Source organism: Rahnella sp. RcJ3 (assembly GCF_009498575.1).
In the GTDB taxonomy this organism is placed as follows: domain Bacteria; phylum Pseudomonadota; class Gammaproteobacteria; order Enterobacterales; family Enterobacteriaceae; genus Rahnella; species Rahnella aceris.
Window position 1 is genome coordinate 176029 of record NZ_QSNX01000004.1, and the last position, 17434, is coordinate 193462.

At 51.5% G+C, this 17434-nt stretch carries 16 protein-coding genes; 4 read left to right on the forward strand and 12 right to left on the reverse strand.

Annotated elements, in window-relative coordinates:
- Nucleotides 1–3 precede the first annotated feature (3 nt).
- Both DXU84_RS07265 and DXU84_RS07270 read right to left on the reverse strand, forming a co-directional pair.
- Nucleotides 4–207 (reverse strand): YbdD/YjiX family protein, encoded by a 204-nt coding sequence (locus DXU84_RS07265; RefSeq protein WP_013578144.1) that lies wholly within the window; start codon nucleotides 205–207, stop codon nucleotides 4–6.
- A 60-nt stretch (nucleotides 208–267) separates the two neighbouring features.
- A complete protein-coding gene (locus DXU84_RS07270; protein ID WP_112197341.1) occupies nucleotides 268–2421 on the reverse strand; it encodes a carbon starvation CstA family protein in 2154 nt (717 codons plus the stop codon).
- 367 nt (nucleotides 2422–2788) lie between these two features.
- Between DXU84_RS07270 and DXU84_RS07275 the strand changes: the two genes are divergently transcribed.
- Nucleotides 2789–4225: a glycoside hydrolase family 1 protein gene (locus DXU84_RS07275; RefSeq protein WP_131637479.1), complete on the forward strand. Its 1437-nt coding sequence runs from the start codon at nucleotides 2789–2791 to the stop codon at nucleotides 4223–4225.
- A 168-nt stretch (nucleotides 4226–4393) separates the two neighbouring features.
- On the opposite strand, the gene umuC is transcribed toward DXU84_RS07275, so the two are convergent.
- The 9 genes from umuC to DXU84_RS07320 all read right to left on the reverse strand — a co-directional run bounded on the left by umuC (nucleotide 4394) and on the right by DXU84_RS07320 (nucleotide 12852).
- A complete protein-coding gene (umuC, locus tag DXU84_RS07280; RefSeq protein WP_013578147.1) occupies nucleotides 4394–5656 on the reverse strand; it encodes a translesion error-prone DNA polymerase V subunit UmuC in 1263 nt (420 codons plus the stop codon).
- A 2-nt stretch (nucleotides 5657–5658) separates the two neighbouring features.
- Nucleotides 5659–6078 (reverse strand): translesion error-prone DNA polymerase V autoproteolytic subunit, encoded by a 420-nt coding sequence (gene umuD, locus DXU84_RS07285; protein WP_013578148.1) that lies wholly within the window; start codon nucleotides 6076–6078, stop codon nucleotides 5659–5661.
- A gap of 246 nt (nucleotides 6079–6324) precedes the next feature.
- A complete protein-coding gene (locus DXU84_RS07290) occupies nucleotides 6325–7338 on the reverse strand; it encodes a S9 family peptidase (RefSeq protein ID WP_153375254.1) in 1014 nt (337 codons plus the stop codon).
- 199 nt (nucleotides 7339–7537) lie between these two features.
- The gene (locus DXU84_RS07295; RefSeq protein ID WP_153375256.1) at nucleotides 7538–8377 is read right to left on the reverse strand and encodes a VOC family protein; all 840 of its coding nucleotides are present in this window, start codon (nucleotides 8375–8377) and stop codon (nucleotides 7538–7540) included.
- A gap of 33 nt (nucleotides 8378–8410) precedes the next feature.
- Nucleotides 8411–9130 carry an ABC transporter ATP-binding protein gene (locus DXU84_RS07300; protein WP_013578151.1) on the reverse strand — a complete coding sequence of 240 codons (720 nt, stop codon included), beginning with the start codon at nucleotides 9128–9130 and terminating at the stop codon, nucleotides 8411–8413.
- Nucleotides 9127–9906: an ABC transporter ATP-binding protein gene (locus tag DXU84_RS07305; RefSeq protein ID WP_014416680.1), complete on the reverse strand. Its 780-nt coding sequence runs from the start codon at nucleotides 9904–9906 to the stop codon at nucleotides 9127–9129. The genes DXU84_RS07300 and DXU84_RS07305 overlap by 4 nt, the downstream gene beginning before the upstream one ends.
- Nucleotides 9903–10790, reverse strand: coding sequence for a branched-chain amino acid ABC transporter permease (locus DXU84_RS07310; protein ID WP_013578153.1), 888 nt, complete (start codon nucleotides 10788–10790; stop codon nucleotides 9903–9905). Before DXU84_RS07310 ends, DXU84_RS07305 begins: the two co-directional genes overlap by 4 nt.
- Nucleotides 10783–11676 carry a branched-chain amino acid ABC transporter permease gene (locus DXU84_RS07315; protein WP_013578154.1) on the reverse strand — a complete coding sequence of 298 codons (894 nt, stop codon included), beginning with the start codon at nucleotides 11674–11676 and terminating at the stop codon, nucleotides 10783–10785. The genes DXU84_RS07310 and DXU84_RS07315 overlap by 8 nt, the downstream gene beginning before the upstream one ends.
- Before the next feature lie 48 nt (nucleotides 11677–11724).
- Nucleotides 11725–12852 (reverse strand): ABC transporter substrate-binding protein, encoded by a 1128-nt coding sequence (locus DXU84_RS07320; protein WP_013578155.1) that lies wholly within the window; start codon nucleotides 12850–12852, stop codon nucleotides 11725–11727.
- 534 nt (nucleotides 12853–13386) lie between these two features.
- On the opposite strand from DXU84_RS07320, the gene DXU84_RS07325 reads away from it, so the two are divergent.
- The 3 genes from DXU84_RS07325 (at nucleotide 13387) to DXU84_RS07335 (ending at nucleotide 16194) form a co-directional block, all read left to right on the forward strand.
- Complete coding sequence (locus DXU84_RS07325) at nucleotides 13387–14088, forward strand: GntR family transcriptional regulator (RefSeq protein ID WP_013578156.1); 702 nt, start codon at nucleotides 13387–13389, stop codon at nucleotides 14086–14088.
- Nucleotides 14089–14209: 121 nt separating this feature from the next.
- Nucleotides 14210–15388 (forward strand): M20 aminoacylase family protein, encoded by a 1179-nt coding sequence (locus tag DXU84_RS07330; protein WP_153375260.1) that lies wholly within the window; start codon nucleotides 14210–14212, stop codon nucleotides 15386–15388.
- A gap of 2 nt (nucleotides 15389–15390) precedes the next feature.
- On the forward strand, nucleotides 15391–16194 hold the full coding sequence (locus tag DXU84_RS07335) for a pyrroline-5-carboxylate reductase (protein ID WP_014416682.1): 804 nt from the start codon (nucleotides 15391–15393) through the stop codon (nucleotides 16192–16194).
- Between the two features lie 126 nt (nucleotides 16195–16320).
- Here the strand turns inward: DXU84_RS07335 and DXU84_RS07340 are convergent, their stop codons facing one another.
- Nucleotides 16321–17427: an ABC transporter permease gene (locus tag DXU84_RS07340; RefSeq protein ID WP_013578159.1), complete on the reverse strand. Its 1107-nt coding sequence runs from the start codon at nucleotides 17425–17427 to the stop codon at nucleotides 16321–16323.
- Nucleotides 17428–17434: the final 7 nt, after the last annotated feature.

Consider the following 17434-nt stretch of genomic DNA (forward strand, 5'->3'; position numbering starts at 1 on the left):
CCCTTAACAACAGCGCATTCCGCCTTTACCATCCCCGCCGTAACGCGCCTGCTGACGCTCGCGGAAAAACTCCTCGTAGGTCATTGGCGGCGTATCCGGGTGGTTGGTCTGCATATGCAGGACGTAGGTGTCGTAATCCGGTATGCCCACCAGCATACGTGCGGCCTGACCGAGGTATTTCTTCGCCGCACCTAAGTTGTCAAACATACGTACTCCTTTGAATTTATGCTGAAAAGCCCCGCGGGTGCGGGGCTTTGAGGTAAACGGTCAGTGCCCGGAGGCGATTTTTATCCCTTCCGCAGGAACCGGCACATAAGGCGTTTCCTTATCGGTACGTTTGTCGGTTTTACGTGCCTGCAGGCAGGCGCGGATACCGTAGAAAATGATGCTGTACACCACAATCAGGAACAGAACACTCAGCCCGGCGTTGGTGTAGTTGTTGATGACAATATGGTGCATATTGCTGACTTGTTCTGGTGTCAGGTTCGCGCCGCCAGTGGCAATGCGTTCTTTATACTGACCGGCCATGTAGAAGAAGCCTTCCATCTGTGCATTGGTGCTGAACAGTTTCAGACCCAGCGCCCAGGTGGTGCAGATAAGCAGCCAGATGGCTGGCAGCATGGTGACCCAGATGTACTTCGTACGTTTCATTTTCACCAGAACGACGGTGGCGAGGATCAGCGCGACGGCGGCCAGCATCTGGTTTGAGATACCGAACAGCGGCCACAGACTTTTCACGCCACCCAGCGGATCGACCACGCCCTGATACAGCAGATAACCCCACAGCCCGACACAGCCTGCGGTGCCGATAATCCCGGCGATCAGTGAATCGGTTTTTTTCAGGAACGGGATAAAGTTACCCAGCAGATCCTGCAACATAAAGCGGCCGGAACGGGTGCCCGCATCCAGTGCGGTCAGGATGAACAGCGCTTCAAACAGAATGCCGAAGTGATACCAGAAGCCCATATCGGCCAGCGGCATAATTTTGTGGAACACGTGCGCAATCCCGACGGCCAGCGTGGGTGCACCACCTGCGCGGTTCAGCACTGAGGGTTCGCCGATGTCTTTCGCCGTTTGCATAATCTGCTCAGGCGAGATCACAAATCCCCATGAACTGACGGTTGCTGCAGCGTGCGCCGTGACGTCTTTCAGTTGCGCCAGAATCATCGGCGCATGATCACCGCCCAGTTCGTGCAGGTTTGGCATGGTGATGCCCAGACCGGCTGGCGGGGTATTCATGGCGAAGTACAAACCCGGCTCGATGATTGATGCCGCGACCAGCGCCATCACCGCCACGAAGGATTCCATCAGCATTGCGCCGTAACCGATAAACCGGGCATCGGTTTCGCAGGCCAGCAGTTTAGGCGTGGTGCCGGAGGCGATCAGTGCGTGGAAACCAGACACCGCACCGCAGGCGATGGTAATAAACAGGAACGGGAACAGGGCACCTTTCCACAACGGACCTGTGCCGTCGATGTACTGGGTCAGGGCAGGCATTTTCAGTTCCGGATTGAGGATCACGATACCGATCGCCAGCCCGACGATAACGCCGATTTTCAGGAACGTTGCCAGATAATCACGCGGCGCCAGAATCAGCCACACCGGCAACAGAGCGGAGACAAACGCATAACCAATCAGGGTGAAGGTAATGGTGGTGTCTTTGAAGGTCAGCGCCGGACCCCAGTAAGGATCGCTGGCGATAACGCCCCCGAACCAGATAGCCGCGACGAGCAGGATCACGCCAATCACCGAGATCTCACCCACGCGACCCGGGCGGATAAAGCGCATGTAGATGCCCATAAACAGGGCAATCGGCACCGTAGAACACACGGTAAACACGCCCCACGGGCTTTCAGCCAGGGCTTTCACCACGATTAAGGCCAGCACCGCCAGAATAATAATCATGATCAGGAAACAGCCGAACAGGGCGATAGTGCCCGGCACCGGCCCCATCTCTTCTTTGATCATCTCGCCCAGGGACGCACCGTTCCGGCGTGAAGAGATGAACAGCACCATAAAGTCCTGCACCGCACCGGCCAGAACCACACCGGCCAGCAACCACAGAACGCCCGGCAGATACCCCATTTGCGCGGCGAGCACAGGTCCGACTAACGGACCCGCCCCGGCGATAGCGGCAAAATGGTGGCCGAACAGTACGTTGCGGTTGGTCGGCACATAGTTCAGGCCGTCATTGTTGATTACCGCAGGCGTCGAGCGCGAAGGGTCGAGTTTCATGACCTTTTGCGCGATATACAGGCTGTAATAGCGATAGGCCACCAGATAAACCGAGACAGAGGCCACGACTATCCATAAGGCACTGATATGTTCACCCCGCCGCAGGGCAACCACACCCAGACAGCAGGCACCGAGGAGAGCCACAATCATCCACGGTATGTGCTTGAATAATGCTTTTTTATTCATAAATAACCCGGTTATTTTAAAAGACTCACGAAATACCCGTCTCTGTTTTCTTTATTAAGGACCGCTTTCAGAGAGGCAGGGACCTGTTTTGTTACACACTTTACTGCCCGCATAGGGTGCCAAATTCGCAGGCGCGCAGGGGGGAAACTTGGTAAGCGGTCACAGAGGGAGATAAGCGGTTATTACGCGGAATAAGCGGTTCAGGGAGCGATTAATGCAGCAAAATCTGTGATTTAGATCACTGCACCGGTTATGCCTGAAAGCCCGGGCATCGGCGTAACTTTTGTGGCAGAGCCGTGTTTTGACAGGTAAATTATTCATTTGCTAAATGATCCGAGGGATCAATCAACACATTCAGGGAGTTTTTATGAAAGGTAAGTTTCCGCAAGGCTTTATGTGGGGCGGGGCAACGGCGGCCAATCAGGTTGAAGGTGCTTACGATAAGGATGGCAAAGGGCTGTCGATTGTCGATGCAATTCCGGGTGGCAAAGCGCGTCTGAACATCGTTTCCTCACCGGAGTTTGATTTTACCCTTGATCCTGCAAACTACACGTATCCCAATCATAAAGGCATCGATCACTATCATCGCTTTCAGGAAGATATCGCGCTGTTCGCGGAAATGGGATTCAAATGTTACCGCTTTTCTATCGCCTGGACCCGCATCTACCCGAACGGTATTGAGCAGCAACCCAACGAAGCGGGGCTGAAGCATTATGATCAGGTGATTGATGCCTGTATTGCGCACGGCATCGAACCGGTGATCACCATTTCCCATTATGAGATGCCGCTCCATCTGGCTACCGCGTTTGGCGGCTGGAAAAACCGTGAACTGATTGGTCACTTTGAGCGTTTTGCCCGCACGGTGCTGACCCGCTTTGGTCATAAAGTGAAGTACTGGATGACTTTCAACGAGATCAACAGCGCGGCGCATTTCCCGATCATGAGTCAGGGGCTGACGGTAAAAACCGGCGCGCTTGAGGCGCAGGCGAAATTCCAGGCGTGGCATAACCAGTTTGTCGCCAGCAGTCTGGCGGTCAAAATCGCCCATGAAACCAACGCACAGATTCAGATTGGTTGCATGATCCTGTTTGCCACCAACTACGCTTATGACTGTAATCCGGTTAATCAACTGGAAACCCTGAAAGAGACACAGGCGTTTAATTTCTACTGCGCCGACGTGCAGGCCGGTGGTAAATATCCGTATTACGCCAAAAGTTTGTGGAAGTCTCAGGGTGTTGAACTGGATATTCAGCCGGGTGATTTAGCGCTGATTAAAGAACATACGGTGGATTACATTGGTTTCAGCTACTACATGTCTTCAACCATCAACAAAACCAATCCTGACGCGGTTTCGGCGCAGGGCAACTTGCTTGGCGGCGCGCGCAATCCGTTCCTCGAAGCCAGTGAATGGGGCTGGGAAATCGATCCGGTCGGCCTGCGTATTGCCCTCAATCAACTGTACGATCGCTATGAAAAGCCGTTGTTTATTGTCGAGAACGGGCTGGGCGCCGTCGATAAGCCGGATGAAAACCACTTTATTGCCGATGATTACCGTATCAACTATCTGCGCCAGCATATTCAGGCGATGGCTGAAGCCATTGACGACGGCGTGGAACTGATGGGTTATACCCCGTGGGGATGTATTGATCTGGTGAGTATGTCTACCGGTGAGATGAGTAAACGCTACGGTCTGATTTATGTCGACCTCGACGATAAGATTTCCGGCACCGGTAACCGTTACAGGAAGAAATCGTTCCACTGGTATCAGAAAGTGATCGAGACGAACGGCGCAGATATCAGCTGATATTCCCCCGCCAGGTTTGAAAACAGTCCGGGTGATAGCCGGACTGTTTTCACCGACCTTAAGTCAGCAAGTCATCGAAGACGCTGGCGCCGATTTTCGTGAGCGTGGCGAACGTGAGTGGCATTCATCAGAGGCTGTTTCCTTTCCTCGTGGCTTGCATGAATAATTTCACCTCGCCACTGGTAAGTCTGAATATCGGGTTGTGTAAGCGGGAGAAAGCATCTCCCGTTTCATCGCCCAGTTTTTTTCAATACCCTGTCCTGCAAACCAGATCTTTCCTTTCCCAGAGTTATTTAATTTATCGATAGCCTCCATTAACGCTGCACTGTTTTTTCGTGGAGCATTATCGTCAAATAAATTTAGCTGCGCTACTCCATTACTGAAAAAATCAGCCAACATAACGCCAGCCTTCATATATTGATGGCCATCAACCCATATTCTCTTCAGGGAGTTCGTGGCCGAACTTATAATGTCACGAGTATCATTAGAAGGGGTCAGTAGCTTCATGGATGCTTGATTTCCATAGTATGTTTCATTATGTGCGTGTGGGCTGGTATGAAGGAAAACACTAACGAAACGGCAGAACTGGCGCTCACTACGTAGTTTTTCTGATGCTCGCTCAGCATAGTCACAAATGGCTTGATGCATATCCGAATACTGAGTTATGCGGTTGCCAAAAGATCTACTGCAGATGATCTGTTGTTTTTCTGGTGCAAACTCTTCCGGTTCAAGACATTGTTCACCTCGAAGTTCACGAACAGTCCTTTCGAGAACAACATTGAAGTGTTTTCTTATTACCCATAATGAGCTTTCAGCCAGGTCAAGTGCTGTATTAATACCCATTGAATTAAGTTTCTTACTAATTCTCCGGCCAATACCCCAGACATCCTCAACAGAGATAATTGCCAGTAGCCTGCGCTGACGTTCAATATTCGATAAGTCGACAATGCCACCAGTGCCACGCCATTTCTTGGCTGCATGGTTAGCTAACTTTGCTAATGTCTTTGTTTGTGCAATACCAACCCCCACAGTTAATCCTGTATTTTTAAATACTCTATTTTTCATTTCATGACCGAAGCAATTTAGGGGCATGCAATTTATTACCCCAGATAAATTAACGAAGGCTTCGTCTATTGAGTAAACTTCGATCGAAGGAGACATTTCAGTTAGCGTCTGCATAACTCGCTCACTTAGATCGGCATAAAGTGCATAATTAGAACTGAATACATAAACCCTGGAGCTATATGTATTGTTTTTTATTTTAAAAAATGGCTCACCCATTTTAATACCAAGGGATTTTGCCTCGGCTGAGCGAGAAATAATACAGCCATCGTTATTGGAAACGACGACAACAGGCTTCCCCTGCAAGTCTGGCCGAAAAACAGTTTCGCAAGAAGTATAAAAACTATTTACGTCGATGAGAGCGAACATAATTATTTATGCGCCTTAATACTAAAAATGACCACTCCGAATATTTCTAATTCTTCTGCATTTTGAAATGAAATCGAAGAATAATCATCGTTGTGAGGTACTAGCTGTAGATAAGGATGAGTACGAAGTTCTTTCACGGTGAATTCACCTGAAACAGCAGCAATAACAATATCGCCATGTACGGCTGAAAGCGAGCGATCCACCACTAAAAGATCCCCATCACTGATGCCGGCGCCATGCATAGACTCCCCGCTAACTTTTATGAAGTAAGTGGCACTCGGATGTCTTATCAGCAATTTGTTGAGATCCAGTCTGTCCTCGACATAGTCCTGCGCTGGGCTCGGAAAGCCACAGGGCACTTTCTCAGAGAAGAGAGGAAGCATGACTGGTTGAGAAGCCTCAGTTGGTCGAATGAGCTGCATGATGTTGATCCCGATATACTGTGTTTATATACAGTATTGCTGAATGCAGCTAAGGATCAAGAAACTTGTGAAGCGATTCCTGAAAGTGCTTGAAGTGTCTGTTAATTTAGTTTGTGTGGTATCCAATATAGTTTTGTTGCTTAACTTAAATCCGGTTCAGCGAAACCGTAGCACTCTGACGGTAAGTCACCTCGGTCCCTGCTCTTCGATGAAGAACTGGCTTTCGGCACGTAATAAGAATGCAATTCAGTCCACACAGTTCTGATTCAGGATCCATGATGAGACAGTCCTGAGCGCCCCGGGCGAATATGAGTATCTCCCTGACAGCAGAAAAAGTCCCTGTTTCCACAAAGGCCACTGAGAAGCAAGCTGATAATCAAACCATTCGCTTCGTAAAAGTCCGTGAGTTGCCCCCGGCAACTGCCTGATACAGCGGGGAGTGCCCGCTGGTAGTGTTTTGGCCCAGACCGTGGCTGTTTCATCAGCGTCTACATTCCGGTCATCCTGGCCCATCAGAATTAATACCGGAGTATGTGTACCGGAAATATCTTTCGTCGCATCAGCCAGAGAATTCCTGCGTTCGAAGTCCTGGCGCGTACATTGGGAGTGGCAGGGGAGAACCGCTGCTTCTTCTGTAAACTGGCGGTCAAAAGCCACGGCTTCATGTTTTTTAGCATCCTGAATATCATTCAGGGAGCGACCTTCGACTTTAAGTCGTTGCCCTGTATAGTATATGCCCTGATTACGCCAGTTTATCGCCGCACCTATCAGCACAACAAACTCAGTTGTTGTCAGTTGGCTCGCCTGCGGTACAACCCAACCTGCCTGCGAGAACCCAAGATAACCTCCGCGACTTTTTTTCAGTTCCGGCTGTTCTCTCAGTTTTTTTAACGCCAAAACCGCCTCCTCTGCGCGATCTGACATTGTCTGTGCCAGCCAGTTACCTGTACTTTTATCCACACCAGGTTTATCCCATGAAAAAACGGCAATTCCCTGTGAGACAAGGAATTTAACCAATGGAATATATCCACCTTCTGACCAGCGGTCCTGAGGTCCGTCTCCATGAACTAAAAGCACAAACGGAGGAGAAACCTTACCTGGAGGCATAATCAACGTCCCCACCAGAACATCGTTATTATGCTTAAAAGATATAGAACGTTGTTGCCCGTACCCTGAAAGATCGAAATCATATAATCGGCTAAGCAAAAAAATAATGAGAACGACAATCATAATTGAAAATGACACAATATATTTAATCATGTATAGCTCTTTATAATTTATAAAATTAAATATCAGCCGACTTTTTTAATACTTTATAGAACAGGATGTCAATGACTTAAAATTCGAAGCTCCTGACAGTAATAATCTTGGTGCTGCTGTGGGCGTTAACTTCCACTTCAGGGATGAACAAATGGAAATTAAGTGAGATTTACCAACAGTAACTGGCGGAGCTTCACCGCTATTTATCCTTAAAGCGCATCGCCAGCCACTGAGCATGCTGCTGCGTCACCAACAGTTGATCATCTTGCTCGCGCCACTGAATATCCCCCTGGCTAAGACAGCGCCTGAGCTGCTCCAGTGATGCTACCTGGAAACAGAGCGCCACCATTTTCGCCGGTGCCTGCGCAGCGACAGGCGGAAGCGCGAATTCCAGACGTGCTTGTTGATGAGTGATAATACGCAGGCAGCAGGTCCCTGAATCAAGCACATAACCACCGTTGGCCTCCGCGCGGGCCTCCACACTGAACAACTGGTGATACAGCGCCAGCATCTGTTCAGGTTGAGGCGAGGCAATAACGAAGGCAGACAGCGCTTGCACGCCATTAGGATGTACCCGCCAGGCGGGCTGCCAAACGGCCTGCGGCGTTTGATGTTCGCAGAAAAAACTGAAGCCGTATGCCAGGGCGCTGGCGCGGATCCGCGAGATGCAGAACCGGGCCTCAGTCTGGCTGCCGTCCGGCAATATCACCGGGCGTGAGAAGCGGGTCGGCGGTTCGCCATCGAGTTGACATTGCCGGAGGTGCTGCCATACCGCATGCGCATCCCGGGTTTTCCAGACCAGTCCGGCAAGGCCTGGCGCAACGTTCCACAATCCTCGCGAGTCTGTCTGACTGGCAGGCTCATAACCTAAAAGTTCCAGATAGTTATCTGCAAAGACGGCCAGATGGTTACTGGAGCCCATCGAATGGTGCCCCCGTGTACTGAGCTGAAATCCCATCCGCTGGAACAGGCCTTGCGCCTGATCCAGTTCTTCATCGACATTAATCACCGCGTGATCGATAACCGGGGTAATCGGCATGGTGTCTTCCTTCTGTTCTTTTTACTGATCCTGTCAGGCGGCACGACCGCCAAAATAGAGTTCGCGCATACGGGGGTCGTGTAGCAGGTCCTGCGCGCTGCCCTCCATCGCCACTTTCCCCAGCGCCAGAACATAGACCCGGTCGGAAATGTGCAGTGCCTCCATAGCATTCTGCTCGACCATTAAAATGGTCACTTTTTCCTGGCGGCGAATGGTTTGTATGGCGCTAAAAACTTCCGTAAGCATTTTCGGTGACAGCCCGGCCGAAGGTTCATCGAGCAGCAGTACTGCGGGTTCAGGCATCAGAGCCCTTGCCAGCGCGAGGATTTGTCGCTCGCCGCCGGAAAGCGCTGACGCGGGTGATTGCCATTTTTTATGTAACACCGGGTAATTTTCCGCCAGTTGCGCCATTCGCTGCTTACGTTGGCCTGGCGGTAAAAATTGTCCCCCGGTTTGCAGATTTTCTGCCACGGTCAGATTGTTGAAGACGTTGTCCAGTTGTGGGACAAACCCGAGTGAGCATTCACGGATTTTCCGGTGCACCGGAATTTTTGCCGTTTCGCATCCATCGATTTCAACCCGCCCTTCGCGCGGGGAGACAAATCCGGCAATCGATTTCAGCAAGGTGGATTTGCCGCAGCCATTTGGCCCCAGCAGCGTCACGATTTCCGCCTGTTCAACATGCAATGAAATACCGTGCAGAATATCAATCCCCGGGGTATAACCGGCGACCACGTTTTCGAGGGTAATCATACGGCCTCCTGCAATGTTGCGGTGCTTTGCCCTAAATAGGCATCCAGTACTTGCTGGTTCTGCGCCAGTTCATCCGGGCGGCAACTGGCGACAATCTGTCCGCGATCCAGCACGATGCAGCGCTGGCACAGGGTGTTTATAAAATGCATATCGTGTTCAATAACCAAAAGTGAAATACCCTGACGGCTCAGGTTGACCAACGTTTCCACCAGCTCCTGGCGTAATTTCGGGTGCACACCGGCCATAGGCTCATCCAGCATCAGCAGCGTCGGTTTACCCATCAGCGCACAGGCAATACCCAGTAATTTTTTCTGTCCGCCAGAAAGCGCCGCAGCAGGCAGATCTTTAACTTTGGTTAACAGCAAGGTATCCAGTAATTCGCTGGCGCGGGTCCTGTCTTCCTGTTCGGCTTTACGCCCGGAAGCCAGCCCCAGCAGACCGTTGAATAACCCGTGCTGACGAGTACCGGCAGTCATCACGACTTCCATAACGCTCATCTTTTCCGGCATGACGGGGAGCTGGAAGGTGCGTGCAATGCCAGCCTGGATGATCCGGTGGCTGGGCTGACGAGTAATGGACTGTCCATCGAATGTAATGCTGCCGCCATCCGGCCGGTTAAACCCGGAAATGGTGTTGAGCAGCGTACTTTTACCGGAACCATTCGGCCCGAGCAGGCCAAGAATCTCCCCCTTTTCCAGCGTAAATGATACGGATGTCAGTACCTGGTTGCCGCCAAAGGATTTGCTGATGTCAGCCACTTCAAGCAAACGGCTCATGAGAAAGTCCTTAATTTTTCCGGTAACAGACCACCTGGCCGTGTGAGCAGACACAGTAATAAAGCCAGACCCACCAACCCCAGGCGTAGCGCGCCAGTCAGGTCTGAACTGATGTGGAAATAGTCTTTTGCAAAGGGGATAAAGTTATACAGCCCTTCCACCAGCAACACGCCCAGCAACACGCCGCGCACATTGCCAATACCACCGATCATCACCATGCTCCAGATAAGAAAGGTTTCCGACGAAAGCAGGTAATCCGGGCTGACATAATCGGTGTACCAGGCCAGTAACATACCGGCCAGACAGCACATCACAGCACTGCTCATCAACGCCCGGCATTTCAGCCACGGCAGCGCATAGCCCATGCAGATCGCTAACTGAGGTTGCTCGCGCATCAGGCGCAGCGCCCGCCCAAACCGGCTGGCGCCGATACGCAGGCTGGCGAGCGTGGCGACGATGACGCTGAGCAGAATAATGATCGCGAAGATACGCGTATCGGTGACGGTATCACCGGTCGACCAGGGCGAAGACAGGCCGCCAATCCCCTGCGCGCCGCCCGTCAGTGCGTCTTCATTGACGACGGCAATGCGGATGATTTCAGCCAGCGCCAACGTGGCAATGCCCCAGTAGTCCGCCGTTAGCTGACGCCCCAGCAACGCCATCAGTGCGCTGATAACAATGGCACACAGTAACCCGGCCGGGATCACCACCCACAGCGGCAACCCAAAATTGTTTCCCAGACCGACGGCATAAGCGCCGGTTCCGACAAACACAATGTGACCGAAATTCAGCAAACCGGCGTAACCTGCCTGTAAATTCAGGGCAAGCGCGATAATGGCATAGATCCCGGCAAGGCAAAGGATATGCAGTAAAAACTCAGACACGGCGGACCTCCCGGTTAAACAGGCCATAAGGACGCAGTAACAGCGCCAGCAGCAGAATGACAAACGATGAGGCGTTCACCCAGGTCACCGGGATAAACAATAAGTCGCCGCCGAACAGCCAGCTCCAGTCGATGTTGGTCACGAGGGTTTCGGTTGCAGCGATAAGAAGTGCACCAAAAATGGCGCCCATTGGATTTCCCAGCCCGCCGAGAATGGCGGCAGCGAGCACCGGCAACATCAGATCATTGCCCTGATTGACCCATGCGCTGGCATTCATCGCCAGCATACTGCCTCCCACAGCGGCCAGCATTCCAGCCAACAGGTTGACGGTGTGGATAATTGCGCTGGCATTTAACCCGGAGGCTGCTGCCAGATCCCGGTTACTTGCCAGCGCACGGATAGCGCGACCTTGCGGCGTACGAAACAGCAACAGGCTGAACACCACCACCAGCGAAATCGTGACGCCAAGACCCCAGAGTTCGTCAGAGGAGATTCGGGTGTCCCCAACCTGCAAGAGCGCACCCACAGGCAGGGAATAATTCACCGGGGCCGACCCCTCAACCCCGAGAACCAGTGCGATCAGCACCATCGATACCGCAAGCGATCCGATCATGGCGTTAGCGGTACCGCTTTTCAGCAGTGGCTGATAAACCCAGTGATGCAAAATCATGGACAGCATGCCGCAGACCAATGCAGAAAACACGATTGCCAGAGCCAACGGCATGCCAAGACGAAGCCCGGCGGCGGTGATAAATGAACCGACCATGGCATATTGCATATGAGCGATGTTGGCGAACCGTACCAGCCCGTAAACCAGGCTTAATCCCAGCGCGACCAGCGACAAATCCGCAGTGCGAATCAATGTATCAATCAAAAACTGCAGCATGGTTTTTCCCCGATGATGTAGCGTGAACTGGCAAGATAAAGCGGCTCGTTACCGGGGAACCGGTACGCCATTAAACGCTTTCACTTTCAGGTAGGGCTGAGACATACGCTGGTTATCGGCATCCAGATTTAATGTACCGGTAATGCCGGTAAAGCCAGGCGCAACGGTTTTCATTGCCGCGATCATGGCTGCCGGATCGGCACTGTGCGCTTTGTCGATAGCTGCCGCCGCCAGCATTACGCTATCCCAGGCATAGCTACCGTACACAGAGCGAGGTTTCTCATGGAATTTTTTCTGGTACAGCTCAGCATAATTTACGCCGTGACCACCCGACGTTTTCTGGTCAATACCTGCGACTTCCATACCAACCTGCCCGTTGGTGTACTGCGCCGGGGAACCTTCAACGGCCATGGTTAAATACATGCCATACCAGGGCGTTTTATTCAGACCCAGCTCCCAGGCCTCACGGTTCAGCACAATGGCATCCTGGCCGTAGCTGGTGTAAACGTAGGCTTGCGGATGAGCGCGAGAAATTTGTTCCAGCTCGCGGCGATAAGAAGGCTGACCGCTGGCATAGAGCACTTTGGCGACCACTTTGCCCCCGGCTTTTTCAAACGCGTTGGTGAACTGCTTCGCCATACCCTGACCGTAAGCACCATCCGGGGCGATAAAGGCCACTTTGCTGTAACCGAGCTGGCGCACATCTTCTGCCGAGAAGCTTGCGGAAAGAGAATCCAGGCCAATCACGCTCCAGGAGGTAGCGCCGATTTTGCGGATATCGGTGCTGGTACCGGAAATATTGATGTGCAGCAGATTGTTCTTCACCAGATATTGCCCAACCGGAATGGTGACACCAGAGGAAAAACTGCCCATCACTAAAGGGACATGGTTAACCTGAGTTAACTTACGTACGGCATTCAGGCCTGTAACCGGGCTTTCGGCGGAATCTTCCACGATCACATGTAATGGCTGACCATTAACGCCGCCCTGGGCATTAACCTGTTCAACCGCCAGTTCAATACCACGACGCTGATCTTCACCAATGCTGGCGCTGGTGCCGGTTAAGGGCAAAATTGCACCCATGTTCACATCGGCCTGCGCCGTGCGCGCCAGACCAAACAACGTCATACCTGCCAGTGTTGACAGCATCATGCCTTGCCCGAAACGATTTTTCATGTTGGTTCTCCGGTTTGCTGTTGCCGGCTTCTGAGGCCGGTGTTTTGTCGCCTGCGCAAATGTGCACAAGCCTGCCTGGTAATGCCGAAAAAGAGCGCACTAAAGTGAATATATAAGTGCATACACTTGTGTATTAAGCAAAGACGATGCCAGATAACAGGACGTTCCCGGTATCAAGTGCTTATTTCATGTTAAACGAATGCAAATTCATGAATAAATACAAAGGAATCGAAAATATCTAAAAAACTTTCGTTTTCATTTTTATCATGGCCAATAAAAATATCTGTGTGCATAAGTGAATACACTTTGAATCATTTTAGTGCAATGCTGCCGTAAAATGGTGCGGGGAAAATCCATAAGAATAAATAAGATGAAAAATGCTTATAAATGAGTAATTTTTTAATTAAAGAAAAGTGTATTCACTTTTGTGTTGAGTTGTTTTTTTTGCTGTGCTATCTATAAAAACATTACGTGAAATAATCTTTGCCGCATTTTTATTTTCGTGCTGAGCATGCGGTAAATTAAGGGGTTAATGTGGTTATCATAAAAAAGAAATCCCGTAGCGCTGACAGTGTGGAAAAGGTCTACGAGAAAGTGAAAGGCATGGCGATTGATTACTACTTTCGTCCCGGCGAACGGGTGAATGAAGTTGAGCTTGCGGCACAACTGGGGGTCTCGCGTACGCCGGTGCGGGAAGCGCTGAACCGTCTGGCAAAAGACGGCTTTATGAATTTTGTACCCAACCGGGGTTTTTACTCCCGTGACCTGACGCCGGAAGGTGTCCGCGAACTTTATGAGGTGCGAATGGTTATAGAGCAATCGACCTTTCGTTTCGCCTGCCTGCGGGCAACAGATGAAGAGATCGCTACGACCACGGCTATCTGGGAAGAAGTGAGCCAGCATCGCCCGGCGCAAACCGAACAGGATTGGGCGAAGATTGCGGAAATTGATGAGCGTTTCCACATGGAAATAGCCCGTATTTCCCATAATAGTCGGCTCTATGAAATGCTCGATAGTCTGAATTCGCTGAGCCGCTTTTTCCGGCGTATCGATCTCGAAACGCCCGTGCGCAGGAACAATGCCTATGACGAGCATGTCGAAATTATCGCAGCATTACGCCAGCGGAATATCGAAAAAGGCGTGGTGCTGATTGAGCAACATATTTCATTGAGTGCCGAGCACGCGGTTGAAGTCACAAAAGAAGGGCTTGCCAGGATTTATTTTGGGAAGCCCTGAGCCACTCTTTTCATTAGGTCAAAACCGATAATTTAATCAGCTACCAGAGGGCATTACGCGTTCCGGTAATTCATTCACAGCGTCATGCTGCGGCATTGTGCCGGGAAAATGTAGAGGATATATGCGCTCCATTCCCGAAGAGATTATTCAACAGGCGATTATCTGGCGACGTGAGATCCACACGCGCCCGGAGATTGGCTTACAAGAATTTCATACTTCCGCGAAAATCAGCAGCCTGCTGCGCCAATATGATCTTGAAGTGCATACCGGCATTGCGGGCACTGGCGTGATGGGTGTTCTTCGCAATGGCGAGGGGCCGTCAATAGCCCTTCGCGCTGATATTGATGCATTACCCATTCAGGAAAACAACGCTGTTGCATGGTGCTCTTCCTCGCCAGGCATGATGCACGCCTGTGGACATGACGGGCATACCGCCATTTTACTGGGGGCGGCGCGCTATCTCAGCCAGACCAGAGCGTTCAACGGGACGGTGTACTTTATTTTTCAGCCTGCGGAAGAGAATGCCGGCGGCGGGCGTTTAATGGTGGAAGAAGGGATCTTTACGCGCTTTCCCGTTTCTGCGGTTTATGCGCTGCACAACTGGCCGGGGCTGCCGGTGGGGCAAGTGGCCGTTAGCACAGGCCCAATGATGGCTTCTCAGGACAATTTTTTTATCACGCTGACTGGCGTGGGATGCCATGCGGCGATGCCGGAAAAAGGGGCCGATCCGGTGCTGGCCGGTGCACACCTGATTACCGCGTTGCAAACGATCATGACGCGCCGACTCTCTCCGCTGGACAGCGTCGTGATCAGCGTGACGCAACTCCAGGCCGGGGAAGCAATAAATGTCGTCCCGCAGACAATGCAATTGTCCGGCACGCTGCGTTGCCTGAGCCAGACGGCCAGAGCGCGCTGCCAGATTCTGATGGCGGAGTATGTCGAACAGCTCGTCCGGCCATTTGGCGTCAGTGGCAGCATTCGCTGGGAATACGGTTACCCGGTAACCGTCAACCATGCGCAACAGGCAAAAATTCTGGCGGATGCCGCACGCCACGTCCAGGGGATCACGCAGGTCCACACACAGTTATCACCCTCAATGGCGGCAGAAGATTTCGCCTATTTTCTGGAAGCCTGTCCGGGCGCTTATTTGTGGCTGGGGGCCGATGGCCCAACGCCGGGCGCGGCATTACATAACCCGCATTACGATTTTAATGACCAACTTATCGCACCTGGCATCGGTCTTTGGGTATCGCTGGTGGAGAGGTCATTGGGTCCTGTTTCTGTTACTTCTGAGGATTAACTATGAGCCATATCCACTTTATTGGTGCTGGTCAAATGACCGAAGCGATTCTGCGCGCCGCCTTAAAACGCGGCGCATTAAACCCGGACGAGGTCAGCTTATCGGATATTGATCCAGAGCGAATTGAAACGCTGAAAGCGCGCTATGAGTTGAGCAATACACAAGATTTGCCAAACGCGCTGGCCGCAGCGGATCACATCGTGATTGGGGTACGTCCGCAGGATAATATTGCTGATGTCGCACAACTGATTAAGCAGTATGCCGCGCCACAGACGTCGGTCATTTCTATTATTGCTGGCGTAACGCTGACCCAGTTGTCTTTGATGCTGGGCGAGTCACGCCCGATTACGCGTATCATCCCGAATACGCTGACGGATACCGGGCTGGGCTACAGCGGCGTGGCGTTTAATGCTTATGTTAACAGCGCGTCCGTAATGCCGTTTCTGGAAAGTTTCGGCAAGGTGATGGTGCTGGAAGAACGGTTGATTGACGTCTTCACCGGTTTTGCTGTCGCTGGTGTCAACTATGTCTATTATTTTGTCGAAGCGCTGGCGGACGCCGGTGTCCTTGCCGGATTAACCCGGACTCAGTCAACACAAGTGGTATGGGAAAACCTGGTGGGCGCGGTTGAAATGCTTAAGTTATCCGGGCGCCATCCGCGCCAGTTGATGGATATTAATAACTCTCCGGCAGGGGTTGGCATTAATGGTTTATATGAGTTGAATAAAATTAATTTCGCCGCTGGTCTGCAAAGCAGCGTTCTGGCTGCGGTACGTCGTACAACGGAGCTTTCTGGTCAAAAATAACACTATTTTTTAACAAGGGTGGTCTATGACAGCAATTTCAACGTGTGGCTGCCATGCTGAAGGATGTAGCTCATCTAAAGTCATCAATGTGCGTGGCAACCCCTGGCGAAGAATTTGATTGACAGATCAGGCCACTTTGCGGCGAAACATCCAGTACGCCGCTGAGCCTGTTATCGCTGCAATCACCAGTAGCGGCCACAGGCTTCCCCATACAATGTCCAGACTCGCATCTTTCAGGTAAATTTGTTTTGTGATGTCCGTGAAGTGCCGGATAGGATTTATCCACGTCAGATTTTGCAACCACACGGGCATGTTCTCTACCGGTGAGACATAGCCGGAAAGCAGAATCGCCGGCATCATAAAGACAAATACGCCAATAAATGCCTGCTGCTGCGTCGAACTAAGTGCAGAAATCAGCAGCCCGAATCCCACCAGCGAAAGCCCGTAAATCAACATGGTGAAGTAGAACAGTAACACCGAACCAGAGAAGGGGATTTGATAGCCCCATATTCCCACACCGAGCACAATAGTGGCCTGCGCAATGGCGACAATCTGCGCGGGTACGGCTTTACCAACAAATATCTGCCAGGTGGCAAGCGGCGACACCAGGAGCTGGTCGAGCGTGCCTTGTTCACGTTCACGAGCAACGGACAGTGAAGTCACAATCATTACGCCGATGGTCGTTATCATGGCGATAAGCGACGGCACCACAAACCATTTGTAGTTCAGGTTTGGGTTATACCAATTGCGTATTACCAGCTCACTGTTATTCGACTTCGGTTGACCAGTCATGAGTTCTAGTTGGTAGTTTTTCACGATTTGCTGCAGGTAATTGGCGGCAATCTGCGCACTGTTCGAGTTACGACCGTCAAGAATAATTTGCAGTTTAGCTGGCTGATTGCTTGCCAAATTTCGCGAGAAATCCGCAGGGAAGTGGATCAGCAGCAGCGCTTTTTGTTTATCGAGGGTTGGCTGGATTTCCTGCGGGCTTTTTAACAGCAGCAGATGGCTAAAAGCTTTGGCGTGTGCAAAACGTTGCGTCAGTTCCACGGAATGGCTGCCATTGTCTTGGTTGTAAATCGCGATGGTGGCGTTAGTGACCTCAAGCGTGGCGGCAAACGGGAACAGAATCACCTGCAACACCACCGGCAAAATCAAAATGGTACGGGTTTGCGGCTCGCGCAGCAGGGATTGCAGTTCTTTGCGAATTAATGTCCAGAGTCGATGATACATAACTTTC